Origin of the sequence: Hoeflea sp. AS16, from assembly GCF_038900095.1 — a bacterium.
GTDB lineage: Bacteria > Pseudomonadota > Alphaproteobacteria > Rhizobiales > Rhizobiaceae > Hoeflea.
Genome location: NZ_JBBMQQ010000008.1, coordinates 161,171 through 184,377, shown reverse-complemented (window position 1 = coordinate 184,377; position 23,207 = coordinate 161,171). Strand labels below are relative to the sequence as shown.

Below are 23,207 nucleotides of genomic sequence, written 5' to 3'. Positions count from 1 at the left end.
TCGGGCGATTGGACACGCTGTCAGAACAGTTTTGCCAGCAGTTCGATATAGTCGTACCCGCCGTCCCGGCCACCCAGGCAACGTGCGAGAAAGCTTTCCGTCATGCGCGCCACCTGCACCCGGGTTTGCCAACGGGAATAGGCGTGGTCTTCATGATTGAAGAATGCCGTTTCGACATGCGTTCCGTTTTCAAAAAGAGCGCGCGCAAGCGCATGTGCATACTCCACCGGCGCAACCGTGTCGGCTTTGCCATGTGTGATCAGAACCGCGCCCTGAATGCTCCGCGCCAGATCATACGATGACGAGATGGAAGACGTCAGCTCATCGCGCGAACTCTCGTCAGGCTCCATGCTGTTGGTCACGACAGCCTGCTGCGGTCTCAGTTCAAACCGGTTTTCCGGGGCAGGGAGCGCTCTGTCCAACACCGGGGAATGCACGATCGCGGCCTTGAACAGGCCGGGCTCGAGCGCCATGGTCATGAGTGCGAGATAGCCGCCCATACCCGATCCGAGGACTGCAATGGCCTCCGGGTCTGCAATTTCCTGTTCGGCCAGTCGCCTGGTTTCATCCAGAATTTCCGCCGCCGTACATCTGCCTTCGGTGTAGATACCGGTTTGCGTGTCCGGAACTCTGCTGTCGTCTGTCAGCGATCCGCAATCGATGGAGAGCACCGCATATCCGCGATTGGTCAGGAACCGGACAGTAAGCTCGTTATCCCGGCCGGTGCCGCTTGCCGGATGGCTCCTGATCAGCACAACAGTGGGCAGTGGACCCGGGTCTGAACGGGTCGGAGGAAGGGCGAGAACCGATGCGACGGTGTTTTCAACGCCGGATGATTGCCACCAGCCGATCTTTGTCCCCTCGCTCAACGGCGTCTCTTGTCCTGTGTCGTCGAACCCGGAGCCGGTGGAGGCTGCATACAGGTCATGCACGGCGATCAGCGGAGGCAAGCCGGCAGCCTCCAGACCCTCATGCCTGGCAGGGTTATCTTTGCTGACCAATGCATACAGAAACAAAAAGGATGCAAAAAAGGCAGCGATCAGGACGAGCAGCTTTTTCAACATATAGCTCCCTTGCTAAACATCCTATGCCGCGCATTGCTTAACAAATTCAACCCTAAATTTATACGGGGACCACTAATTTATAATTTTCTGTCGGTAATTTTTAAGTGCTGCGCCGATTGTTCAATCTGGTGGAACGGTCCGTCACCTCTTGTTCAGGCGGTCAGCACTTGTCGCTCCGGGCGGATGCGCCAATTGCCCAGTGTAGCTTCATTTTCGCCTCGGAGGACCAAGCCGTGTCAACTTTATCCAGCCTGTCTGGCTTCAATTTGCTCACGACAGCCGCTCTTGGCGCTGGCTAGCTGACCGCTTCGCAATTGATGCTGCGCGCTGCCCAAGCAGAAGTGGCAATAGCTGCAGTATAGCCCGTGGTGTTGAAGCGCTTTTGCCCGGTGGTTAAAAAATAGCGGCCCTTTCTGATGGTCACCGCATGCTTCCCGTCGGTCGGTTTTGTCGAAAAAGCCTCGGAAGGCCACCGTTTCATCCCGGAGACCTATCAGTTCGATCTCTGAGATATCATCTCATCCCGGTGTGAGAGCCAGGGCCCGGGCAGCAATGCCCGGGTTTTTGTTTGCCCCTGGTTTTGTTCCTCTGATGTGGGGAAAGGGTGCGCCGCAGCAAATTTCGGTGATCAAACGCTCTCCGGCTCTTTCATAAGCCGGGGAAGCATGGTACTTGCCGCTGCCAACGCGAGAGACCCGAAACAGCACCGGGCAGCCCGGTTTGGGCGGCCCCGAACAGACGGAGCCGACAGGCGATGGCGACCATTATCCAATCCATAACCGGCGCAGAAGCGCTGACTTTTGATGACGTGCTGCTGCAGCCGGGACATTCCGAGGTTATGCCCGGTCAGGCCGATATCGCCACCCGCATCGCCCGCGGTTTCGACCTCAATCTGCCGATCATTTCATCCGCCATGGACACCGTCACCGAGGCGCGGCTTGCCATCGCCATGGCGCAGGCTGGCGGCATCGGTGTCATTCACCGCAACCTGACGCCGGAAGAACAGGCGGAGCAGGTTCACCAGGTCAAGAAATTCGAAAGCGGAATGGTCGTCAATCCGGTGACCATCAGCCCCCAGGCGACATTGTCTGAAGCCTTGGCGTTGATGAAGGCGCACGGCATTTCCGGCATTCCGGTTGTCGAGCAGCGCGGCGGCGCCAGCGGTCCGGGGTATCTGGTGGGTATTCTCACCAACCGCGACGTGCGGTTCGCATCGGACCCGAACCAGAAAATTCATGAGCTGATGACCCATGAAAACCTGATCACGGTCAAGGAAAGTGTCGAGCAGACCGAAGCCAAGCGGCTGTTGCACAGCCACCGTATCGAGAAACTCGTGGTGGTGGATGGCGACGGACGTTGCGTTGGCCTGATCACCGTCAAGGACATCGAGAAATCGCAGCTCAACCCGCACGCCTCCAAGGACGAACAGGGGCGGCTGCGCGCGGCTGCTGCAACCTCGGTCGGCGAAGATGGCTTTGAACGCGCCGAGCGCCTGATTGCAGCCGGTGTGGACCTGCTTGTAATCGACACCGCGCATGGCCATTCGCAGCGCGTTCTTGATGCGGTGACCCGGGCCAAGAAACTCTCAAACTCCGTGCGCATCCTGGCAGGCAACGTGGCCACCGCAGAGGGCACCAAGGCGCTGATCGATGCCGGGGCGGACGCGGTCAAGGTCGGTATCGGACCAGGGTCGATCTGCACCACGCGCATTGTTGCCGGCGTTGGCGTGCCGCAGTTGAGCGCGATCATGAGCGCGGTCGATGAAGCGCAAAAGCACAACATCCCGGTGATCGCCGATGGCGGCATCAAGTACTCGGGCGATCTGGCCAAGGCGATTGCCGCCGGAGCTTCGGCGGTCATGATCGGTTCGCTGCTCGCAGGCACCGATGAAAGCCCCGGCGAGGTCTATCTGCATCAGGGCCGTTCATTCAAGGCCTATCGCGGCATGGGCTCGGTTGGTGCAATGGCGCGCGGCTCGGCTGACCGCTACTTCCAAGCCGAGGTTCGCGACACGCTCAAGCTGGTGCCGGAAGGCATCGAGGGCCAGGTTCCCTACAAGGGACCGGTATCCGGCGTGCTGCATCAGCTTGCCGGTGGCCTCAAGGCTGCAATGGGCTATGTCGGCGCTGCCGATCTGAAGACCTTCCATGAGCGCGCGACCTTTGTCCGCATCTCGGGCGCCGGTTTGCGCGAAAGCCACACCCATGATGTGACCATCACCCGGGAAAGCCCGAACTATCCCGGCGCGATGTGATGAAACGGCTTTGGCCCGGCTGGTTGCTGTGTGTGCTCACAGTCGGGCTGCTCGCCTACATGGGATGCGTCAAGGCACCCGCCATCAGCTTGCTGATTGGCGGAATGAAGATACCTGACCTGCTTCCATTCGGGTACGATCTGGATGGCGCCCGCTCCCTCTTTGCGGCTTTCGCTTCCGACCTTGCCGACGCGCAAGCCGGGGGCAGGCAAAGCGCCTCGGAAGCCTATCTGGCCCTGCATGCCGGATATGATCTTGTTTTTCCGCCTCTCTTCACCATCAGTCTCGGGTTTTGCGCGTTCGCAGCGCTGTTCAGGCCGGAAAAGCCCATCGAGACTCCGCGTCTGGCGGCGGTCGGCTTTGGTCTTGTCCTCGCGCTGGCCTTCACCTACCTCGCATGTGATTTCATCGAGAACGCCGTCGCCGATTCCATGTTCGGGCCGAAGGCTCTCGGGCTCGCACTCAACGAGCAGTTTGTGTTCGTCCTGCGCGTTCTCACGGCCGGGAAGTACACCACATCCATTCTTGCTCTCGCCCTCATCGTCGCACTCTGGGTATGGCGGTTGGTGAGCGTCCGGCGGGCCACCCCGCCCGCGGCTCCCACCTGAACCGGAACGGTCCCTTGCTGCTGACGTGAATGCAGTTTAGGGAAGATATGGTCTTGGCAAACACGGGGACTTGATACGATGACCTCATCCACCGCGATTTTCTGGCCGGTCCTGGCCCAGGTGCTGCTGACCTATGTGGTCTACATGATTGTATCATCCCGCCGCATCGGTGCGGTGAAGGCCGGGGCTGCCAAGCCATCGGATTTCAAGGTTCCCTCGATAGAACCGGAACCAAGTGCGACAGCGGCCCGCAACCTTTCCAACCAGTTTGAATTGCCGGTGCTGTTTTTCACGGCCTGCCTGTCATTGTTCGTGACCGGCGGAGCGGGGATGGTGGCGGTTGTTGTGGCCTGGGCCTTCGTGCTGGCCCGCGTGGTCCATGCCTGGGTTCACCTGACCAGCAACCGCATCAGGATCCGCCGCATGCTGTTCATCGTAAGCCTGCTGGTCAATTTCGTTCAGTGGCTGCTTCTCGCCATTCACATCGCGTAACGACAAGCCCACGACACACCGCCGCCTGCTGCAAGGGTGATGGCGAGCCTCGGCTGATGATTACATCTTGCGTGGATCCCGCCCGGCGGCGATGGCGTCGAGATAGTGGCCTGAAAAATCCGTCTTGACCTCGCACCACAGCAGATTGTGATCGGACAGCTGGTGCTTGCGGTAGTAATTGCGGAAGTAGTCCATGGCTTTCTGTTTCGTGCGGGCGGTGCCGTCCCTGCCATGTGAAATTTTCTTGATCTCTGCCTTGCTGGCATAATGCTCCGCGTCTTCGTCGCGATACACACTCTTGAAGATGTCGAGAACGCCCGACGCGCCAAGCTTCACCCTTCGCTCGGCGAGCCTGAAGACGATCTGGTCGTAGTGATGCTTGCCTGAAAGGCTTGTGGCTGCATCCTCGATGCCCTCGGTGGTGATAAAGCCGGCATCCAGCAGCGCTTGCATCGTCTTGTGCTCCGGGCTGATGATGTTGAAGTCACCGAGCAGGATCATGTTGGCGTCCGTGCCGGAGCTTCGTTTCTCGGCCTTTTGCACATTGGCCAGAAACCCGGCGATCTTTTCGATCTCGCCCCGGCGCAGCTCCATTTCAGGCGAGTTGTCGGCCGACTTGCCGTAGTAGATATGCACGGTGCAAAGCTTGAAGCGGAACCAGCCTGACTGAAAGGTGACGGCGAACGGCGTGCGCGCGAACTGCAGCTTGCGGGTTGCGTTTTCCTGGTCCGGAGCGACGATTTCCTGACCTTCCGGCAGAACGATTTCCCCGGCTTCGCGCAGAAACCTGACCTTTGCCTTGCGGTAGACAAACGCCAGACGCTCGCGGTTGCCGCTGGCGTCGGTCAGGATATAATCCCAGTCTCTGCCCAGATAGCGCTGCATCAGCAGCTCGAACTTCGTCAGGTCGTGATTGACCTCCTGGATCGCCACCAGGTCGAAATGGTCGATGATCTCTGCAATGTAGAGCAGCGATTCCGTTGTCCGGTCGTAGGCCCCGCCATCGGAAAAATGCATGATGTTCCAAGTTGCCAGCCGCAGCGAGTCATCCCCCACCTTGCTCTGGATATCCTCATCAAGCTGCGTCTTGAGCGCCTTGAGCCGTTCAGCGACAAAAGCCCGGTGTTCATCGGGCTTGATGTAGCGAATGGATGAAATGAACGACATGCCATTTCCTCTCCCGGCTTTCAGCCCGGAGAGTATATCCGATTATCGCTGCAATGTAACGATGCAGCCATCTTCCGGGTATTGTGCAGGCAGGCAGGAGCCGGCCCGCGCCGGTGTTTGCCTCAAGCCATGTGGCGCCGGCTTCTTACCAGGCTGGCACGGCCGCGATGTCGGCCCGTGTTCTCGAATCACGGCGGGACGACGATCCGGAGCCGGCTGACATCGGCTTGTCCTCGCTGCCCACCGGCGTGATGTTGTCGAGGCTTGCTGCAATATGGCCGCAGATGGCGTTGACCAGGGCCGCCGGTGCACCGGGCCGTTTCATCAGGCCAATCTGCGCCGGTTGCAGCGCCGGAAACCCGTCGGCGGGTGAGAGGATTCGCATCCCCGGCCGCACCGCGCATTCGGGCAGCAGGGAAACCGCCAGGCCTGACAGCACCGCGGATGCCACCACCGTTGCGGACCAGCTGGTAAACAGCACCTGGTAATCGCGCCCGGCTGAATCCAGAGCCGTGCAGGCAATGTTGCGCCAGTTGCACGACCGGCGACCCACCGCCAGCGGAACCACTGCGTCCTCGTGCACCGAATGGTTCATCGAGGTGACCCAATAGAGCGGCTCGGTGCGGACCACTTCCGACGTGCGCTCACGCGGATTGTGCGTGACCAGTGCCACATCGAGTTCGCCGCGCGCCAGCCGGGCGGAAAGCTCGCTGGAAGGTTCGCACTCGATATAGAGCTCGACATTCGGATTGGTCTTGGCAAAGCGGGCAATGATGCCGGGCATGTAGCGATCGGCATAATCATCCGGAGTGCCGATCCGGATCGAACCTTCAAGCTGGTGATCGTCGAAGGCGGCAATGGTTTCATTGTTGAGCCGGATGATGCGCCGGGCGTAGCCAAGCATGCGTTCGCCGTCTTCGCTCAACCGGTTGAGACGGCCATCGCGAATGAACAGTGTCTTGCCCACCCGCTCTTCAAGACGGCGCATCTGCATAGAGACCGCGCTCTGGGTCTTGAACACCTTGTCGGCCGCACGTGTGAAACTTCCGGTATCGACGATCGCCACGAAGGTCTGCAGCTGATCGATATCAAGGGGTGCAGGCATCTCTGGCTCCTATCAATAGTTCTGATGATAAGGATTAGAAACATTCGCTGGTATGATCAATCGTTTTTTGAGAAACAGATTTTGCAAGTTTGGTTTGCGCCACGGCCATTTGCCCGGCGCATGTTTTGTCAAGGATCATTGCCATGAACGCACGCAGTCTCACTGCCGCATTGTCGGCTGTCCGCACCCCGGGTATGGGCTCGACCATCCAGGGTTCACTCTACACTCTGGTTCGCAATGTACGACAACTCGCCAACGCCCAGCTCAACCGCCGCCGGGCCCGCAAGATTACGGAGCTTTCCGATCATGAGCTGTTCGATATCGGCTTGACGCGTGATGATGTGCGCTATGGATTTTCCATGCCGTTCAATGCCGATCCGACGGCGGAACTGGCCCGCCGCGCACGGCAAAACAGCTTTTTCTGATCTTTTTCAAGGTCCCCTGCGGAACACTGCCCTGTGTTCCGCCCTTACCCGGCCGTCGTCACGACTCTTCGAGTCTGCACGGCCGGGTCTTTTGTTTCAGGGCGCTGAAGCGCTCTAACTCGACCGGTTCATGCCCTGAAGATACTGATCGAAGATCGATTCCACATTCTTCTGGTAGCCCTGCTGCACTTCCTTGCCGGCATCAAACATTTGGCCGAAAAGATCGTCGTAGGGATTGCGCTTGCGGCCCGAAGCCATGCGGTCCGTATCGGGTTGTGGTTCCGGCTCGGGCGTCTCCTTCGTTTGACCACCACCCATGGCTCCGCCAAGCATGTCCTGGAAGATCTGGCCAAGCGGATTGTCGCCAAACGGATTGCTTCCGGCCTGGGGTGACTGGCGCTGGGCTCCTCCGCCGAACATGCCTTCAAGGATCTGTCCCAGCGGATTGTCCATCGGCGCAGCCTTGGGCGCCGGCTTCGGCTGGCCACCGCCCATGCCCTGGCGCATCATCTCCGAAATCAGGTCGCCGATCGGATTGGAGCCGCCCATCGCGTTGGCCTGCGCCTGGCCGGATGACTGCCCGGATGCTTGCCCGGTGGCCTGCTTGAACAGGCCGCCCATGATGGAGGTCGCCAGCACCGGCAGCATCTGCTTGAAGATTTCCTGGCCAATGCCCGTTGCGGCTTCAGCCTGTGCAGCCACCGCCCGGCTGACTTCCTTGGAGCCGAACAGATGGCCCAGAATCCCGTTGCCTTCCTGCTTGGCCTGGGGGCTGAAAGCGTTCTGCATGTTCTCGAAATACTGGGCGTGATTGCCGCCGGAGAGGGCGGACAGAAAACTCGACATGTCCATCGGATTGGAAGCGTTACGCTTCAGGCCCGTGGAAAAGGCAGGCATTAATGCTGCCATCGCCTGTTCCATCTGGTTTTCGTTCAAGCCGAACTGCTTTGCCATGGCCTGCATGGCATCGCCGTTCTGGGCATTCATCATCATGTCGTAAAGCGGCATCATCGGATCTGGCACTCCTCCATCGCCCCGAAAGGCTTTGTCAAAGACTATACCCCCCGAAGCCTTGTGCCTAGGGCGGCAATCCCTGTTCGGAAGAGCCCGAGTACGCAAGCGGTACCGTTTGGCTTAGTAGGCGTAATCCTCGAACACCGGGTCGACGGAACCGTTCCAGCGTCCATTGTAAAGCGCCAGCATTTCTTCGGCCAGCGTCGTCCCGCGGGCGATGGTTTCCTCGAGCGGCGCCAGGAAATGGCTCTCGTCATTGCCTTCGGAATTCAGGCATGCCCGGCTAACCAGCCCGCGGCGGGAAATTCCAAGCACCTCACGGCCGATGTCGCGCAGCGATTGTCCGTTGATCCTGGCGTTCAGGCCATCGCGCGGAGTTGTGTCGCGCAGGCTGTTGACCTCATCGAGGCTCCAGTCGCGGGTAAGCTCGAGCGCTTCGCCAAGAGCGGCTTCATCATAGAGCAGCCCGACCCAGAACGCCGGCAGCGCACAGATCCGTCGCCATGGACCACCATCGGCGCCGCGCATCTCGATGAAACGTTTCAGGCGGGCGTCGGGAAACAGTGTCCCGAGGTGGTTGGTCCAGTCGCCCATCGTCGGCATCGGCTGGTCGAGTTCGCCCTTCAGCGCCCCGTTCATGAACTGCCGGAAGGTGACATGCGTCGCCTCGTGATAGCGCCCGTCGCGGAGCACGAAATACATCGGCACATCGAGCGCCCACTCGACATAATCCATGAAGCCGAAATCATCGGAATAGACGAAGGGCAACTGTCCGGAACGCTGGTTGTCGGTGTCGCGCCAGATGTCGCCGCGCCAGGAGACCAGGCCATTGGGCTTGCCTTCGGTGAAGGGCGAGGCCGCGAACAGCGCCGTTGCCAGCGGCTGCAGCTTCATGCCGAGCTGCATCTTCCGCCGCATGTCGGCTTCCGAGGAGAAATCGAGATTCACCTGGATCGTGCAGGTCCGGTACATCATGTCGAGCCCCTGGCTGCCGACCTTTGGCATGTAGCGGGTCATGATGTCGTAGCGGGATTTTGGCATTTTCGGTGTTTCAGCCAGTGACCATGTCGGGCTGCCGCCCATGCCGAGAAAGCGGATGCCCAGCGGCTCTGCAATTTCCTGCAATTGCGCCAGGTGCGCGTTCGATTCACGGCAGGTCTGGTGGATCGTTTCAAGCGGTGCGCCGGACAGTTCAAACTGCCCGCCCGGCTCCAGGCTGATGGCGCCGGCGCCCGTCGGTTCGACCAGCCCGATGATCTTGCCTGCATCGATGATCGGCTCCCAGCCGAGCATCATCGCCATGCCTTCAAGCAGCGCCTTGATCGAGCGTTCACCTTCATAGGGAACCGGCTCGTGGGTGTCGGTGTAGAAAACGAACTTCTCGTGCTCGGTGCCTATGCGCCAGCTTTCCCGAGGTTTGCATCCAGCCGACATCCAGCCTGCGAGATCTTCAACTGAGCTGATCGGGGTATCATCCGTGGTGTCGCGTGCCATGGCTGGCCCTTTTTCTCAATGTCATCGGCGCGATCTCAAACCACGCATCCTGAAGCTGCTTGGACCGGAACCGGTCCGCCTTGCAAGCGAAAATCCCTGATCGCAGGATCAAAGAAGATTGATTTGAGCAAAACCAAGCCGTTTTACCAGTCGCCGATGGTCATTTGAACCGCGGTCAAGGCCGCCACTGCAGCGGTATCGGCGCGAAGGATCCGTGGTCCGAGCGGGATGGATGTGACAAACGGCAGGGCGGTCAGCATCTCCCGTTCGCGCTCGGAAAAACCGCCCTCCGGCCCGATCAGAAGCGCAAGGTCGCGTTCGCGAATGGCGGACAGGATGGAGCTCGGATTGTTGCCGGCCTGGCTTTCATTGCAGAAGATGATCCGGCGTGCCGGGTCCCAGTTTGCCAGCAGCGCCTCGAGCTTTGAAGCCTCACCCAGTTCGGGGATGGCGAGGTTGCCGCATTGCTCCGCAGCTTCGAGAATGTTGGCTTCAAGCCGCCCGGCATTGACCTTGTGCAATTGGGTATGATCGGTGAAAACCGGCGTGATCCTGCGAACGCCCATTTCCGTGGCTTTCTGCACCAGGTAATCCAGCCGTCCGACCTTGAGCGGTGCAAACAGAAAGTCCAGCCGCGACGGCTCGGGCTGTTCGCGGGTCTGGGCACCAATTTCAAGATTTGCTGATTTCTTGCCTTGCGGGCGCAGCAGGGCTGAAAACTCGCCATCGCGTCCGTTGAAGACCAGAACCTCGGCGCCGTCCGTCAGTCGCAAGACGGTCAGCAGGTAATGGGCTTGATCCTTGCCCAGCGGCACAGTTTCACCTGCAGCCAGCGGGGTATCGAGATAAAGCCGTTGAAGTTTGTAATTTGCGCGCATTTTCGTCTTCTTGCCCAAGCCGATCCGAAGATCAAGTCTCGGGCCTCCACGCACGGGAATGGAAGACCGGGAGATAGCCATGCCGGAGCGCGGCAACCGTCGAGGGCGGTGTGGCCAGATAAACCGGGGCAGCAGTCAGCGTTTCGGCATCCACCGGCGTATTGTAGCCGCAGAACGACCAGGGCAGCAGCATCCCGGCGCGCACCGCATAATGGGTTTGGTCTTGCCGGATCATGGTGCCATCGGGGAGGGAGGCGACGGTGATCCGGGCAATGGTCCGGTCGGGGGAACTGCCGCCAGCTTTCCGCTCGGCAGCAAGCAGTTTGTCTGTCGCGGGTGCGCAGAGGCGCTTTTCGCCTCGGCTCCGGCCAAGCGCTTCGGCGAAGGCAAGCGCGTCCTTGCGCCGGCATTCGAAGCACGGCCGGTGTCCGGCGGAAAGTGCGGTCACTTCATCCAGGAAGAACAGTTCGGTGTAACGGCCCGGCTGCATCACCTGCCGGTGCCGCCCGTGGAATTCCGTCAGGCAGATAATCCACGACCTGGTCTTCTGGGTTCGCACGATGCGCCGATCGGCAGTGTGCAGGGCGCCGCCGCGATTGCCCATGAATTCCCCGCGGGCCTGAACCGAACAGATGTTGCCTTCTGGATCGACGCGATTTTGCAGTGGCATGTCAGCTCGCGCGTCGGGTCAAAGCCGCAGCGACGCCGGCCATCATCAGCAGGGAACCGCCGGTGCGCATGGCCATTTTCATCACCTGTGGTCGGCGTATGGTCTGCCGTGCGCCGTCGGCGGCGAATGCAAACAGTGTTGCGTTCAGAATGCCGAGCGCGGTGAAAGTCAGCACATAGGTTGCGGCCTGTGGTGCATAGGGCAGGGCAGGATCGATGAACTGCGGCACGAAGGCCACGAAAAACAGGATGCCCTTCGGATTGAGAGCCGTGATCAGAAAGGAATCGCGGAAAACGACCGCGGGTCGCCCTGAAGCAGCCGGAACATCGGCTTCCGACATGTCCGGAATTTTCGCCGGCGTCCGCCACATCTTGTAGCCGATCCAGATGAGGTAGGCCGCGCCAATGAATTTCAAAGCCTGAAACAGCGAGGCCGACGCCGCCAGCAGCGCTCCGGCGCCGGCAATCGACAGCGATGTCGCCAGCAGGTCACCAAGGCCGACACCCAGCACGCTCGCAAACACGATCCTGCGGCCATGCGCCAGCGCCTGGGTGATGACCATGATGATGGTTGGCCCGGGAATGATCAGAAGAATGATACTGGCCGCGACGAAGGCCGCGAAGTGTTCGGGTGAAACAGGCATGGCTACAATCTCTGAAGGTGATTAAGCTTCGAGGAAGCCGCAAAAATGCGAACGCGTCAATGCCGGCCGGATCAAGCCTGGCGGAATTCCATGTCCTGCTTCTGTCCGGTTGATACAGGTTTGATAAACAGAAACGAGCAGGAGCCAGGCATGACGCACAAACCCGTTGAACTGAACGCCACCATCATTGGTCTCTATGTCGGCACTTCACGCGCGCACTGGCCTGGAAAACCGGCTTCGGCAATCGGCAAGCAGCTGACCGAAACAGCACAGTACCTGGGCTTGACCGGGTTTGCCAACGACGAACAGGCTGACCTGTCGGTTCATGGCGGGACGGAGAAGGCCGTGCACCACTATGCCGCCGACCATTATCCGGAATGGCGGTCTGAACTCGGAACCGCTGCGCAGGATTTCGGGCCGGGCCGGTTTGGGGAAAATATTGCCACCCTTGGTCTGACCGAGGCTGATCTGTGTATCGGCGACGTGCTGGCGCTTGGGTCAGCGATCGTCGAAATTTCGCAAGGCCGTCAGCCGTGCTGGAAGCTCAATGCCCATACCGGTGTCAGCACCATGACCAAGCTGTTTCAGGAAACCGCCCGCACTGGCTGGTACTACCGTGTGCTCGAGCCCGGCATGGTTCGCATGGGGGATGAAATCAGGCGTCTGGACTGCCCCAATCCCGGGTGGAGCGTCGAGCGGGTCACCCGCGCCCGGCTCAATCCGCGTCTTGCGCTCGAGACTGCGGCTGCAATGGCGGAGCTTCCGCGACTCGCACCGGGATGGGCTGATGCATTTCGGCGCAAGGCCGGGCGGGAGTACAGAGAAGACGTCACCGCCCGTCTTGACGGTCCCGAAGGCGGAACGCCCTAGTCAACCACGATGACATGCAGCGCCCGCGGCCCGTGCGCGCCGAGCAGGATGGTCTGCTCGATATCGCCGGAGCGCGACGGACCGGTGATCAGGTTGAAGGCTCTGGGCATTTCACCCTTGCCCTGCGCCTTGCGCAGCATAGCCCAGACGCTTTCCATGTCGCCTTTGATGTCACTGGCCTTCAGCACCACGATATGGTGTTCGGGCAGGAAGTTGATGGTTGTCGGGTTGTCCTGACCCGAAGCCAGCGCCAGCGTCCCGGTTTCCGCAATCCCGGCCATGGCGTGACTGACGCCGGCCAGATCGCCGCCATCGGAGGCGCCGTGACGGATTTCGAGGTTCTTCTCGGTTTCCCAGCCGGCCTTCTTCAACCGCTTGTCGGCGCCCATCCGGATTTCCGCAGGCAGGTTGTGAGAACGCAGATAGGTGGTGACCTCCGCCGCAACCGCCTTGTAGTCGCTGACGCGCGCCAGTGTCGCGCCGAATTGCTCGGCCATCGAGCAGAACAGATCGACCTGTCCGGCCTTCGGCAGCTGCGCCCTGCCTGGAATGATGCCGGCGGGTGAATTTTCGAGCCGGGCAGCAACCGCCTCGCGGCGTTTGTCATCGGAGGACGGAACCCGCATCGATGCCCGGATCTTGCTCAGCACATTCTCGCGCGCGCTCATTGTCCCGTCTCCTGTTTCTGCGCTTCGCGCTGCGCCCAGGCCTGCAGGAAGGTGCGGCCCTCAGGTGCCGGCAGGTCGCGATGGCGGGTCCATCCGCCGGCAAATGGCAGCGAATGGAAGCGCCGCGACGTGCCGCCGAACAGCGACAGCAAGGGCATCGCGAACGATGCGCCAAAACGGTAGAGTTTCGGCCGCTTGGCAAAGAAAGCCCAGGCTTTCAGCCCATAGCGCGCAACAGCTGGCGTCAGATTTCGCTCGAACTCGCGCTCGCGCCAGTGCCGCATCATCTTCGGCAGCGGAATCCGCATTGGACACACCGCCTCGCAACGGCCGCAGAAGGTCGAGGCGTTGGGCAGTTGTCCGGTCTCGTCAATGCCATTGAGCGAGGGCGTCAGCACCGCGCCCATCGGGCCGGGATAGACCGAGCCGTAGGCATGACCGCCGACCGCGTGGTAGACCGGGCAATGGTTCATGCAGGCGCCGCAGCGGATGCAGCGCAGCATGTCCTGGTACTCGGTGCCAAGCATCGCCGAGCGGCCATTGTCCAGCAGCACAACATGGTACTCATCCGGCCCGTCCGGGTCTTCCTCGCGTTTCGGGCCGGTGGAGAATGTCGTGTAGACGCTCATGTCCTGACCGGTGGCCGAGCGTGCAAGCACCCTGAGAATCTGCGACGTGTCTTCCAGCGTCGGCACGATCTTCTCGATCGAGGCGACGACAACATGCACCTTGCCCAGCGTCTGGGTCAGGTCGCCATTGCCTTCGTTGGTGACGATGACCGAGGTGCCGGTTTCCGCGATCAGGAAGTTGGCGCCGGTGATGCCGACATCGGCCGCGAAATAGCGCTGCCGCAACACTTCGCGCGCCTCGCTGAGCAGTGAGACAGGCTCGCTGAGGTCACGGCCTTCCGGCAGATGCGTATGTACCCGGCGGAAATCGCCTTCCACCTGTTCCTTGTTCAAGTGCACCGCCGGCGCAATGATATGGCTCGGATGTTCGCCGCGCAGCTGGATAATGTATTCGCCGAGGTCGGTTTCCACCGGCTCGATGCCGTTGGCCTCCAGGTGATCGTTGAGCGCGATCTCCTCGGTAATCATCGACTTGCCCTTGGTCACCGTGCGGGCATTGGCCTTCTGGCAGATATCGAGCACGATGCGGCGCGCATCCTCGGCCGTTTCGGCCCAGTGCACATGGCCACCGGCAGCCGTCACCTTGCGCTCGTATTCCTCGAGATAAAGGTCGAGATGCTCGAGCACATGGTTCTTGATGTCGCGGGCATTGTCGCGCAACGCATCGAATTCCGGCAGTGCATCGGCGGCCTTCTGGCGCTTGCCGATAAACCCCTTTTCCACATTGCCGAGCGCTTTTTGCAGCTGCGCATCGACCAGTGCCTTTGAGGCGTTTGCCTTGAACTTGTTGGCGGTGAGTTCCATCGGGTGTCTCCTGTTCCGCCTATTTGCCGGAGCCGGCGATCGGCGGCTGGCTGGTCATGCCCGCCAGAACTTCGGCGACATGACGGACCTCGACGTCCGATCCCTGGCGCTTGAGTTTTCCGGCCATGTTCATCAGGCAGCCAAGGTCGCCGGCCAGCAGCATGTCGGCGCCCGAGGTGTCGATATTGCCGACCTTCTTGGTGACGATGGCATTGGAAATATCGGAATATTTTACGCAGAAGGTGCCGCCAAAACCGCAACAGACGTCCGAATCCGTCATTTCCCGGACTTCAACGCCGCTGACATTGCCCAGGAGCTTGCGCGGCTGCTCCTTGATGCCGAGCTCGCGCAGTCCCGAACAGGAATCGTGATAGGTGATCCTGGCTTCAAGTGCTGCCCCGGTATCGCGCACCATCATCACGTCGGTGAGAAACGAGATCAGCTCGTGGCATTTCGCCGAGAATGCCTTTGCCCGGTCTTCCCAGGCGGCATCGCCCTCAAACAGGCCGGGATAGTGCTTCCTCAGCATCGAGGCGCATGAACCCGACGGCGCGACGATGAAATCGAATTCCTCGAAAGCCTCGATCACCTGTTCGGCGATCTCGCGCGTGTCAGCCCTGTCGCCGGTGTTGTAGGCTGGCTGGCCGCAGCAGGTCTGCGCCACCGGCACATGCACCTCGCACCCGGCGTCCTGCAGCAGCTTGACGCTGGCAAAACCGACAGATGGCCGGAAAAGATCGACCAGACAGGTCGCAAAAAGTCCCACACGTGGCTGTTGGGCAGCCTTCGTTCCGCTTGACGTCACTCTGCCGCCTCCGATTGTTTCTGTTTTGATGTTCTGCTGGAGCCGGACAGGTCCGGCGCGCGCTGTTGCAGGCGCAGTTTCGACACCCGCTCCCAGTCGCCCGAGCGTTCGGCATCGGTCATCGCCCTGGAGACGAAATCGATATGGGCCTGGGCTGCACGCCGTGCTGCTTCAGGGTTCGCCGCCATCACCGCGTCGTAGATGGCAATATGCTGGGCCAGCAACTGATCGCGTGCGCCAGGCAGATTGTAGACCAGCGCGCGATTGTAAAACACACCTTCGGCCAGTAGCCGGTAGCACGATCTCAGCGTGTGCAGCAAAATGATGTTGTGTGCGCATTCGCCGATCGCGCTGTGGAATTCCACGTCGATTTCGGCTTCTTCATCGAAGGCGTCTTTCTGGTGCGCGGCTTTCATCGCTGTGACGATGCGGGTCAGCAGCGCCTTGTCGGCCTCCGTGGCGCGCCGCGCGGCAAACTCCGCGGTAACGCCTTCGATCTCCCGCCGGTACTCAAGGTAGTCCAGCGTCGCTTTCTGATGCCGCGTGATCAGCTCCATCACCGGACGGGTGAAGACCTGGCCGATCACGTCGGCAACAAAGGTACCGCCGCCATGTTGCGTGTTGAGCAGGCCGCGCCCTTCAAGAACCTTGAGCGCTTCCCGCAGGATCGGCCGCGAGACATCGAACTGCTTGGCCAGTTCCCGCTCTCCGGGAAGCCTGTCGCCAACGCGCAGGATGCCTTCGAGCACGAGAATCTCGATCTGATGAACCACTTCATCAGCTGTCCGGCTGTGCTCGATACGTGCAAAAATGTCCGTGGCCATCGCCGTTTCCCGCTGGGTGCTGGTTTGAAGCGTACCAAGGGTCGGGAAAGGTGGTCAATATTTTTATCCAATTTGTGTCAAGTTTAGTGTTTTCAGGGACGAGTGGCGAGGTTTCGAACGGTGCATTTTGCGCCCGGTAACCGGCCCCGGTCTTACCGAGCGCGGGCTTGGCCCCTGGTACTTCCCGTAAATCCGGCGCGAGGCCGCATACCCGGTCCGGAGGAAGCTGCATCCGGCTGGCGAGGACAGTTGCCGCGTTACTTTCCGCCTTCCCGGGCATCCCAGTAGGGCGTGGGGCTGTAGAGTTCCGCCAGGTAGTCGATAAACAGCCGCACCTTGGCGGGCAGAAACCGGCGGCTGGCATAGACCGCGTGGATGGCGACGTTGCGCGAGCCTTCGTAAGCGGGAAGCACCTGGACCAGCCGGCCATCGGCCAGTTCCGTGCCGATGTCCCATGTCGACCGCAAGGCGATGCCGACACCGCCAATGACGGCTTCGCGAACCACTTCGCTGGAGTTGGTTTGCAGCGGCCCGAGCGGACGGTGAACCATCTGGCCCTGCGGACCTTCGAGCTTCCAGGAATCATTGTTGTGCGGAGCAAGGCAGATATGGCTCTCGAGATCCTCGATCGTTTCCGGCACGCCGTGGCGCTTGATGTAATCCGGTGACGCCACCAGAACGCGGCGAACAGGCGCAAGTTTCCGCGCAACCAGGCTTGAATCGCTCAGTTCGGCGATCCGGATCGCCAGGTCGTAGCCATCTCCGACAATATCCACGAACTCGTCGCGCAGCATCAGATTGACCCCGAGATCGGGATTTGCCTGCATGAAGGCGTTGATATGCGGCGCAATGTGCATGCGTCCGAAGGAGGTGGGAGCCGAGACCTTCAGCACGCCGTGCGCCAGCGCCGAGCGGCGCGAGACAAAAGCCTCGGCCTCTTCGATCCCTGCCAGGATGGCCAGCACGCGTTCGTAAAATCCCTGTCCGGCTTCGGTAAGTGAAATCTGCCTGGTCGTGCGCTGCATTAGGCGGGTCCCGAGCCGGTCCTCGAGACGGCGAAGCCGCTTTGATACCACGGCAGGAGACAGCCCGAGTTCGCGCCCCGCCGCCGACATTGATCCGGCAGACACCACGCGGGCAAAAATCTCCAGGTCTCCCAAATTGTTCATGCTGGGTGGTCTCTCCCCTTTGAGAACGTCATACTTAACAGTACGCAAGCGCTGTTGTCGTGGATCATTTCGGTGCAACCGGGTTTCAGGGACGCGCGCCTCCATGTTTTACGGGCTCCGGGATGTGATGTGAACTGCATTGCCGAACGTCAAATTAAGTGGTAAACAAAAAATACCAGTTAAGGTCTGATGGCGGTGCTTTTTCACTGTTTCGAGACGCGAGGGAGGATGCCATGTCGGAGTTGATTGCATTTCTGGAGCCTGACCGCGCGGTCATTGACCGTCGTCCCTCGATCATTGCCGATCTTGCAGGCCTGCTGCCCGAAAGCTGCCTGATAACCGAGGAAAGGGAGCTGGTGCCGTTCGATACGGATGCCTTCGTCTCCTACCGGCGCATGCCCTTGGCGGTCGTCTTGCCCGAAACCACAGCTCAGGTCGCGGCCGTTCTCAAATACTGCAACGACAACGCCATTCCGGTCATTCCGCGTGGAGCAGGAACGTCGCTTTCCGGAGGCGCGATCCCGCAGGAAGATGCGATCGTCATCGGGGTTTCCAAGCTCAACCGCATTCTTGAGGTCGATTTCCCCAACCGCGCGGCAGTGGTCCAGGCCGGCGTGACCAACATCTCGATCAGCCAGGCGGTCGAGGCCGACGGCTTCTTCTACGCGCCTGACCCCAGTTCTCAGCTTGCCTGCACCATCGGTGGCAATATCGGCATGAATTCTGGCGGAGCCCATTGTCTCAAGTATGGCGTCACCACCAACAACCTGCTGGGCGTCAAGATGGTCATGTTCGATGGCTCCATCGTCGAGATCGGCGGAAAGGCGCTGGATGCGGCAGGCTATGACCTGCTTGGCCTGATCTGTGGATCCGAAGGGCAGCTGGGCATTGTCACCGAGGCGACCGTCAGGCTGATCGCCAGGCCCGAGGGCGCCCGTCCGGTGCTGTTCGGCTTCGACAGCTCGATTGCCGCGGGCGCCTGCGTCACCGACATCATCGGCTCGGGCATCATCCCGGTCGCCATCGAGTTCATGGACAAGCCGGCCATCGAGATCTGCGAGGCCTTCGCCCAGGCAGGCTATCCGATGGATGTCGAGGCGCTGCTGATCGTTGAGGTCGAGGGCTCGGATGCCGAGATGGATGCCATGCTCGAACGCATCATCGAGATCGCCCGCAAGCACGGCGTCAAGACGATCAGGGAAAGCCAGTCTGCCACCGAAGCAGCCCTGATCTGGAAGGGCCGGAAGTCGGCCTTTGGCGCCACCGGGCGCATCGCCGATTATATCTGCATGGATGGCACCGTGCCGCTGGGGCAACTGTCTCATGTGCTGGAGAAAACCAGCGAGATCATCGACCGCTACGGACTGCGTGTCGCCAACGTGTTTCATGCTGGCGACGGCAACATGCATCCGCTGATCCTGTTCGATGCCAACGATCCGGAGGAAAGCCTGAAGGCGGAGATGGCCGGAAACGACATCCTCAAGCTCTGCGTCGATGCCGGTGGCTGCCTGACCGGAGAGCATGGCGTCGGCATCGAAAAGCGCGACCTGATGCGGCATCAGTATTCCGATGCCGATCTGGCCCAGCAGATGCGGGTGCGTGCCGCCTTTGATCCGAAATGGATCCTCAATCCCTCGAAAGTGTTTCCGCTCGAAGGCAGAAACGGCTCCCAGCCGGGTAACCAGAGCGCGGCCGGCGATGACAGGACAGCAGCATGAGCACGACCGACATCCAGTATCCACAGACCGAGGAAGAGGTCGCGCGGATTGTGCTTGAGGCGAACGAGGCCCGCCGTCCCATCGAGGTGAGGGGCGGAGGCACCAGGCTTGATCTTGGCCGTCCGGTACAATCGGCGTCGGTCCTGTCGGTGGCAAAACTGAGCGGGATCACCAATTACGATCCTTCTGAGCTGGTGATGGCGGCGCGTGCCGGCACCCCGCTCGCCGAGATCGAGACGGCGCTGGCTGCCAACAACCAGATGCTGACCTTCGAGCCGATGGACCACCGCCCTCTTCTGGGCGCTACCGGCGAGCCGACCATTGGTGGCGTCTTTGCCGGGAACGTCTCCGGTCCGCGCCGGATTTCCGCCGGTGCAGCGCGCGATAATCTCTTGGGCGTCCGCTTCGTCAATGGCTCCGGCGAAATCGTCAAGAGCGGCGGCCGGGTGATGAAGAACGTCACCGGCCTCGATTTGGTCAAGCTGATGGCCGGGTCCTGGGGCACGCTCGGGGTTATGTCAGAGGTCATCTTCAAGGTCCTGCCGCGGCCTGAAACCGCCGTCACGGTTGTCGTCTCCGGCCTCAATGATGCGCAAGCCGCCGAAGCCATGGCCGCGGCGCTTGCCATGTCGGTGGAGGTTTCCGGAGCCGCGCACCTGCCCGAAAGCGTCATTTCCAAATTTGCCGGCGGCAGTCTCAAGGGTGGCCCTGCAACCGTTCTGCGGCTTGAGGGGCTGACGCCCTCTGTCGAAGTCCGCACCGGGCGGCTGGTAGCCGAAATGGGCAGGCGTGGCACGGTAAGTGTGCTGGAAGGTGACGTCTCGGACGGTCTCTGGCGCGACATCCGCGACGTCAGGCCATTCGCCGACGGGACCATGAAGCCGGTCTGGAAAGTGTCTGTGGCGCCTTCCGCCGGGCATCAGCTGGTTGCCGCGTTGCGGCTCAAGACCGGCGTTGATGCATTTTACGACTGGCAGGGCGGGCTGGTCTGGCTGCGCATGGAAGCCGATCCGGATGCTGATCTGGTTCGCCAGTACATCAAGGTGCTCGGTGGTGGCCATGCCACCCTTGTCCGGGCTGATGCCGCCACCCGAATTTCCGTTCCCGTGTTCGAACCGCAGCCAAAGCCGCTGGAAGCCCTGGCGCGGCGGATCAAGGACCAGTTCGACCCGGCAGGCGTGCTCAACCCGGGACGCATGACCGCCACCATGTGATCCGGTCCCGGGCCTTTTGGGAAAAGCATTTATTCGTCAGAACAAGGAGCAGGCAATGAGCAATCCGGATCAAGCCCCTGAACCCCGCCAGACCGACCGCTGGCTCGAACCCGGCAAGACCAATCTGCAGGTCATCTACATCCTGTACCTGGTGAGTTTCGTCATCGGGATCTCGGGCATCGTCGGCATCGTTCTGGCCCACCTCAACCGCGGCAAGTCCGAGGCCTGGCTTGAAAGCCACTATACCTGGGCGATCCGCACCTTCTGGCTCGGCCTGCTTGGTGCGGTCATCAGCGCAGTGCTGATGTTCGTCCTGATCGGTATGCTGCTGATGCCGCTTGTTGCTCTCTGGGTCGTCGTCCGCACTATTGTCGGGCTGCAGAAACTGGGCCGCAACGAGCCGATCGACAATCCCCAAAGCTGGTTGCTCTGAAAGCGCTGGTCTCAACCGGCGGCACATTTTTCTGAAAGTTCCAAGGAATTCGCGACATGCAGACCAATTTCACCGCCGAGCAGCTCAAGGACTCCGGTGTCGCCGAATCCGAGAAGATTCTCAGGAAATGCGTGCATTGCGGCTTCTGCACCGCCACCTGTCCAACCTATGTGACGCTTGGCAACGAGCTCGACAGCCCGCGCGGCCGGATCTACCTGATCAAGGACATGCTGGAGAATGACCGTCCTGCCGACGAGAAGGTGGTGACCCATATCGACCGCTGCCTGTCGTGCCTGTCCTGCATGACCACCTGTCCCTCGGGCGTCAACTACATGCATCTGGTCGATCATGCCCGCGCCCATATCGAGAAGACCTACAAGCGGCCGTTGATGAACCGCATCACCCGTGGGCTGCTGGCGATGGTGCTGCCTTATCCCGGACGCTTCCGTGCATCGCTCTATGCCGCCCGTATCGGCCGGCCCTTCGCGCCCTTGTTCCGGGCCGTGCCGGGCCTCAAACCGATGGCGGCGATGCTGGAACTCGCCCCGAAGTCGGTGCCGGCGCAGTCAGACTTCGCCAAACCCGGGTCTCATGCCGGCACCGGAGCAAAGCGTGGCCGCGTCGCCATTCTCACCGGCTGCGCCCAGCCTGTGCTCAAGCCCGGCATCAACGAGGCGACCATCCGGCTGCTGAACCGGATCGGCGTTGAAGTGGTCGTACCGGAAGGCGAGGGCTGCTGTGGTGCGCTAGTGCACCACATGGGCCGCGAGCATGACGCGCTCGAGGCCGCGCGCAACAATGTTGATGCCTGGACACGGGCAATCGACAATGGCGGTCTGGATGCCATCATCATCACCGCCTCGGGCTGCGGCACCACCATCAAGGATTATGGTTACATGCTGCGCGAGGACCCGGCCTATGCGGACAAGGCTGCGCGTGTGTCGGAACTGGCCAAGGATATCACCGAGTATCTTGCCGGCGTCGAGATGCCCGCACCGGTCAATGGCGCCAACATGGTCGTGGCCTATCATTCCGCCTGTTCGATGCAGCACGGCCAGAAGATCACCGTGCAGCCAAAGGCATTGCTCAAGGCCGCGGGCTTCACGGTCAAGGATCCGCCCGAAGGTCATCTGTGCTGCGGATCGGCAGGCACCTACAACATCATGCAGCCCGAGATCGCGCGCACCCTGCGCGACCGCAAGGTCAGGAACATCGAGCGCACGAAGCCGGATCTGATCGCCACCGGCAATATCGGCTGCATGACCCAGATCGCCGGCGGCACCGACATCCCGATCATCCACACGGTGGAATTGCTCGACTGGGTCTATGGTGGCGACCGGCCGGCGGCATTGCCCACGGCTTGAGCCGTGAAACTGAGCCCGGCAGAGTAACTTCCTGTCCGTCGGAAGCAAAAAGGCAGCGTCCGTAAACGCTGCCTTCTGGTTTGTTTCTGCAGATGTTGGCTGCGTTGGACCCGCCGGCCTCAACCGCCGAACAGCGTGCCGAAGAAATCCATCCCGAGATCGGTGTAGTGTCTCTCGGAGCCTTTCCCGTTCGGCCCGATGACGATGACCTTGGAGCCGATGGCGGCGCGTTCATAGAGGTGTTTGACATCCTCGTTCATCATCCGGATGCAGCCTGACGACATGTTCTGGCCGATGGTCCATGGCTGGTTGGTGCCGTGAATGCGGAAGATCGTGTCGCGGCCGCCCTTGTAGAGATACATCGCGCGCGCACCGAGCGGGTTGTTTGGGCCACCCTTCATATAGGCTGGAAGCTTGTGGCCCTTGCGGCGTTCGCGGGCAATCATTGTGGCAGGCGGGCGCCAGCCCGGCCATTCCGCCTTGCGACCGATCTTGACGGTGCCCGACCAGCCAAATCCGTCACGTCCGACACCGACGCCATAGCGGATGGCGCGGTTTTTACCCTCGACGTAATAGAGATATTTCGTGCTGGTATCGATGATGATGGTGCCGGGTTTCTCGTTGGTCTTGAACCGGACCTTCTTGCGCATGAATTCCGGTTTCGGCTTTTTCGACTGCGCCACCTGGACGACCGGCAAGGCTGCATCGGATGCAGCGGGTGCGATCGTTCGCGGCATGGCCGATGCGTCCGGCAGCGCCGGCGCAACAAGCAGCGCCAGCGCGCTGGCCGCAATGACGGCAAATCGGGTGAATAGGCGTGGCAATGTCATGGGACCCCCTCGTTCGTACTTTAGCCCTCGGTTACAAAGGTACCATCGTTTTTTATTGGATCAAC

The 23,207-nt window shown here is 60.9% G+C and carries 23 protein-coding genes; 9 read left to right on the top strand and 14 right to left on the bottom strand.

Annotated features, from left to right (window positions below; translation table 11 throughout):
- Positions 1-20 precede the first annotated feature (20 nt).
- Positions 21-950 carry a prolyl oligopeptidase family serine peptidase gene (locus WNY80_RS18210; protein WP_342888836.1) on the bottom strand — a complete coding sequence of 310 codons (930 nt, stop codon included), beginning with the start codon at positions 948-950 and terminating at the stop codon, positions 21-23.
- 868 nt (positions 951-1,818) lie between these two features.
- Between WNY80_RS18210 and guaB the strand changes: the two genes are divergently transcribed.
- The 3 genes from guaB (at position 1,819) to WNY80_RS18195 (ending at position 4,418) form a co-directional block, all read left to right on the top strand.
- Complete coding sequence (gene guaB, locus WNY80_RS18205) at positions 1,819-3,318, top strand: IMP dehydrogenase (protein ID WP_342888835.1); 1,500 nt, start codon at positions 1,819-1,821, stop codon at positions 3,316-3,318.
- A complete protein-coding gene (locus WNY80_RS18200; RefSeq protein WP_342888834.1) occupies positions 3,318-3,926 on the top strand; it encodes a hypothetical protein in 609 nt (202 codons plus the stop codon). Before guaB ends, WNY80_RS18200 begins: the two co-directional genes overlap by 1 nt.
- Positions 3,927-4,004: 78 nt before the next feature.
- Positions 4,005-4,418 (top strand): MAPEG family protein, encoded by a 414-nt coding sequence (locus WNY80_RS18195; RefSeq protein WP_342888833.1) that lies wholly within the window; start codon positions 4,005-4,007, stop codon positions 4,416-4,418.
- A gap of 60 nt (positions 4,419-4,478) precedes the next feature.
- On the opposite strand, the gene WNY80_RS18190 is transcribed toward WNY80_RS18195, so the two are convergent.
- Together WNY80_RS18190 and WNY80_RS18185 are read right to left on the bottom strand one after the other, a co-directional pair.
- On the bottom strand, positions 4,479-5,585 hold the full coding sequence (locus WNY80_RS18190; RefSeq protein ID WP_342888832.1) for an endonuclease/exonuclease/phosphatase family protein: 1,107 nt from the start codon (positions 5,583-5,585) through the stop codon (positions 4,479-4,481).
- Between the two features lie 145 nt (positions 5,586-5,730).
- Positions 5,731-6,690, bottom strand: a complete 960-nt coding sequence (locus WNY80_RS18185; protein WP_342888831.1) for a LysR substrate-binding domain-containing protein — start codon at positions 6,688-6,690, stop codon at positions 5,731-5,733.
- A gap of 143 nt (positions 6,691-6,833) precedes the next feature.
- Between WNY80_RS18185 and WNY80_RS18180 the strand changes: the two genes are divergently transcribed.
- Positions 6,834-7,115, top strand: a complete 282-nt coding sequence (locus tag WNY80_RS18180) for a DUF1127 domain-containing protein (protein ID WP_342888830.1) — start codon at positions 6,834-6,836, stop codon at positions 7,113-7,115.
- Positions 7,116-7,229: 114 nt separating this feature from the next.
- On the opposite strand, the gene WNY80_RS18175 is transcribed toward WNY80_RS18180, so the two are convergent.
- From WNY80_RS18175 to WNY80_RS18155, 5 genes are all read right to left on the bottom strand, one after another.
- Positions 7,230-8,126 (bottom strand): DUF937 domain-containing protein, encoded by an 897-nt coding sequence (locus WNY80_RS18175; protein ID WP_342888829.1) that lies wholly within the window; start codon positions 8,124-8,126, stop codon positions 7,230-7,232.
- Positions 8,127-8,249: 123 nt separating this feature from the next.
- Positions 8,250-9,623, bottom strand: coding sequence for a glutamate--cysteine ligase (locus tag WNY80_RS18170; RefSeq protein WP_342888828.1), 1,374 nt, complete (start codon positions 9,621-9,623; stop codon positions 8,250-8,252).
- Positions 9,624-9,766: 143 nt separating this feature from the next.
- Positions 9,767-10,501 carry a 16S rRNA (uracil(1498)-N(3))-methyltransferase gene (locus tag WNY80_RS18165; protein ID WP_342888827.1) on the bottom strand — a complete coding sequence of 245 codons (735 nt, stop codon included), beginning with the start codon at positions 10,499-10,501 and terminating at the stop codon, positions 9,767-9,769.
- A gap of 31 nt (positions 10,502-10,532) precedes the next feature.
- Positions 10,533-11,171, bottom strand: a complete 639-nt coding sequence (locus WNY80_RS18160; protein WP_342888826.1) for a hypothetical protein — start codon at positions 11,169-11,171, stop codon at positions 10,533-10,535.
- Between the two features lies 1 nt (position 11,172).
- A complete protein-coding gene (locus tag WNY80_RS18155) occupies positions 11,173-11,814 on the bottom strand; it encodes a LysE family translocator (protein WP_342888825.1) in 642 nt (213 codons plus the stop codon).
- A 150-nt stretch (positions 11,815-11,964) separates the two neighbouring features.
- On the opposite strand from WNY80_RS18155, the gene WNY80_RS18150 reads away from it, so the two are divergent.
- Positions 11,965-12,684, top strand: a complete 720-nt coding sequence (locus WNY80_RS18150) for an MOSC domain-containing protein (RefSeq protein ID WP_342888824.1) — start codon at positions 11,965-11,967, stop codon at positions 12,682-12,684.
- On the opposite strand, the gene WNY80_RS18145 is transcribed toward WNY80_RS18150, so the two are convergent.
- The 5 genes from WNY80_RS18145 to WNY80_RS18125 form a co-directional block, all read right to left on the bottom strand.
- On the bottom strand, positions 12,681-13,352 hold the full coding sequence (locus tag WNY80_RS18145) for an LUD domain-containing protein (protein ID WP_342888823.1): 672 nt from the start codon (positions 13,350-13,352) through the stop codon (positions 12,681-12,683). The genes WNY80_RS18150 and WNY80_RS18145 overlap by 4 nt on opposite strands.
- Positions 13,349-14,785 (bottom strand): LutB/LldF family L-lactate oxidation iron-sulfur protein, encoded by a 1,437-nt coding sequence (locus tag WNY80_RS18140; RefSeq protein WP_342888822.1) that lies wholly within the window; start codon positions 14,783-14,785, stop codon positions 13,349-13,351. Before WNY80_RS18140 ends, WNY80_RS18145 begins: the two co-directional genes overlap by 4 nt.
- 19 nt (positions 14,786-14,804) lie before the next feature.
- The gene (locus tag WNY80_RS18135; RefSeq protein WP_342888821.1) at positions 14,805-15,590 is read right to left on the bottom strand and encodes a (Fe-S)-binding protein; all 786 of its coding nucleotides are present in this window, start codon (positions 15,588-15,590) and stop codon (positions 14,805-14,807) included.
- On the bottom strand, positions 15,587-16,414 hold the full coding sequence (locus tag WNY80_RS18130) for an FCD domain-containing protein (protein WP_342888820.1): 828 nt from the start codon (positions 16,412-16,414) through the stop codon (positions 15,587-15,589). Before WNY80_RS18130 ends, WNY80_RS18135 begins: the two co-directional genes overlap by 4 nt.
- 257 nt (positions 16,415-16,671) lie before the next feature.
- The gene (locus WNY80_RS18125; protein ID WP_342888819.1) at positions 16,672-17,583 is read right to left on the bottom strand and encodes a LysR family transcriptional regulator; all 912 of its coding nucleotides are present in this window, start codon (positions 17,581-17,583) and stop codon (positions 16,672-16,674) included.
- A gap of 233 nt (positions 17,584-17,816) precedes the next feature.
- Between WNY80_RS18125 and WNY80_RS18120 the strand changes: the two genes are divergently transcribed.
- The 4 genes from WNY80_RS18120 to glcF are packed head-to-tail and all read left to right on the top strand — an operon-like array spanning position 17,817 to position 22,312.
- Positions 17,817-19,301 carry an FAD-linked oxidase C-terminal domain-containing protein gene (locus WNY80_RS18120; RefSeq protein ID WP_342888818.1) on the top strand — a complete coding sequence of 495 codons (1,485 nt, stop codon included), beginning with the start codon at positions 17,817-17,819 and terminating at the stop codon, positions 19,299-19,301.
- Positions 19,298-20,515, top strand: coding sequence for a glycolate oxidase subunit GlcE (gene glcE, locus WNY80_RS18115; protein WP_342888817.1), 1,218 nt, complete (start codon positions 19,298-19,300; stop codon positions 20,513-20,515). Before WNY80_RS18120 ends, glcE begins: the two co-directional genes overlap by 4 nt.
- Before the next feature lie 55 nt (positions 20,516-20,570).
- Complete coding sequence (locus WNY80_RS18110; protein ID WP_342888816.1) at positions 20,571-20,948, top strand: hypothetical protein; 378 nt, start codon at positions 20,571-20,573, stop codon at positions 20,946-20,948.
- A 56-nt stretch (positions 20,949-21,004) separates the two neighbouring features.
- Positions 21,005-22,312: a glycolate oxidase subunit GlcF gene (gene glcF / locus WNY80_RS18105; RefSeq protein ID WP_342888815.1), complete on the top strand. Its 1,308-nt coding sequence runs from the start codon at positions 21,005-21,007 to the stop codon at positions 22,310-22,312.
- Positions 22,313-22,431: 119 nt separating this feature from the next.
- Here glcF and WNY80_RS18100 read toward each other — a convergent pair whose 3' ends face one another.
- Complete coding sequence (locus tag WNY80_RS18100; RefSeq protein ID WP_342888814.1) at positions 22,432-23,142, bottom strand: L,D-transpeptidase; 711 nt, start codon at positions 23,140-23,142, stop codon at positions 22,432-22,434.
- Between the last annotated feature and the right edge of the window lie 65 nt (positions 23,143-23,207).

Coding starts and splice junctions, on each gene's coding strand:
- guaB (WP_342888835.1), top strand. CDS start 1,819: ATGGCGACCATTATCCAATCCATAACCGGCGCAGAAGCGCTGACTTTT.
- WNY80_RS18200 (WP_342888834.1), top strand. CDS start 3,318: ATGAAACGGCTTTGGCCCGGCTGGTTGCTGTGTGTGCTCACAGTCGGG.
- WNY80_RS18195 (WP_342888833.1), top strand. CDS start 4,005: ATGACCTCATCCACCGCGATTTTCTGGCCGGTCCTGGCCCAGGTGCTG.
- WNY80_RS18190 (WP_342888832.1), bottom strand. CDS start 5,585: ATGTCGTTCATTTCATCCATTCGCTACATCAAGCCCGATGAACACCGG.
- WNY80_RS18185 (WP_342888831.1), bottom strand. CDS start 6,690: ATGCCTGCACCCCTTGATATCGATCAGCTGCAGACCTTCGTGGCGATC.
- WNY80_RS18180 (WP_342888830.1), top strand. CDS start 6,834: ATGAACGCACGCAGTCTCACTGCCGCATTGTCGGCTGTCCGCACCCCG.
- WNY80_RS18175 (WP_342888829.1), bottom strand. CDS start 8,126: ATGATGCCGCTTTACGACATGATGATGAATGCCCAGAACGGCGATGCC.
- WNY80_RS18170 (WP_342888828.1), bottom strand. CDS start 9,623: ATGGCACGCGACACCACGGATGATACCCCGATCAGCTCAGTTGAAGAT.
- WNY80_RS18165 (WP_342888827.1), bottom strand. CDS start 10,501: ATGCGCGCAAATTACAAACTTCAACGGCTTTATCTCGATACCCCGCTG.
- WNY80_RS18160 (WP_342888826.1), bottom strand. CDS start 11,171: ATGCCACTGCAAAATCGCGTCGATCCAGAAGGCAACATCTGTTCGGTT.
- WNY80_RS18155 (WP_342888825.1), bottom strand. CDS start 11,814: ATGCCTGTTTCACCCGAACACTTCGCGGCCTTCGTCGCGGCCAGTATC.
- WNY80_RS18150 (WP_342888824.1), top strand. CDS start 11,965: ATGACGCACAAACCCGTTGAACTGAACGCCACCATCATTGGTCTCTAT.
- WNY80_RS18145 (WP_342888823.1), bottom strand. CDS start 13,352: ATGAGCGCGCGCGAGAATGTGCTGAGCAAGATCCGGGCATCGATGCGG.
- WNY80_RS18140 (WP_342888822.1), bottom strand. CDS start 14,785: ATGGAACTCACCGCCAACAAGTTCAAGGCAAACGCCTCAAAGGCACTG.
- WNY80_RS18130 (WP_342888820.1), bottom strand. CDS start 16,414: ATGGCCACGGACATTTTTGCACGTATCGAGCACAGCCGGACAGCTGAT.
- WNY80_RS18125 (WP_342888819.1), bottom strand. CDS start 17,583: ATGAACAATTTGGGAGACCTGGAGATTTTTGCCCGCGTGGTGTCTGCC.
- WNY80_RS18120 (WP_342888818.1), top strand. CDS start 17,817: ATGTCGGAGTTGATTGCATTTCTGGAGCCTGACCGCGCGGTCATTGAC.
- glcE (WP_342888817.1), top strand. CDS start 19,298: ATGAGCACGACCGACATCCAGTATCCACAGACCGAGGAAGAGGTCGCG.
- WNY80_RS18110 (WP_342888816.1), top strand. CDS start 20,571: ATGAGCAATCCGGATCAAGCCCCTGAACCCCGCCAGACCGACCGCTGG.
- glcF (WP_342888815.1), top strand. CDS start 21,005: ATGCAGACCAATTTCACCGCCGAGCAGCTCAAGGACTCCGGTGTCGCC.
- WNY80_RS18100 (WP_342888814.1), bottom strand. CDS start 23,142: ATGACATTGCCACGCCTATTCACCCGATTTGCCGTCATTGCGGCCAGC.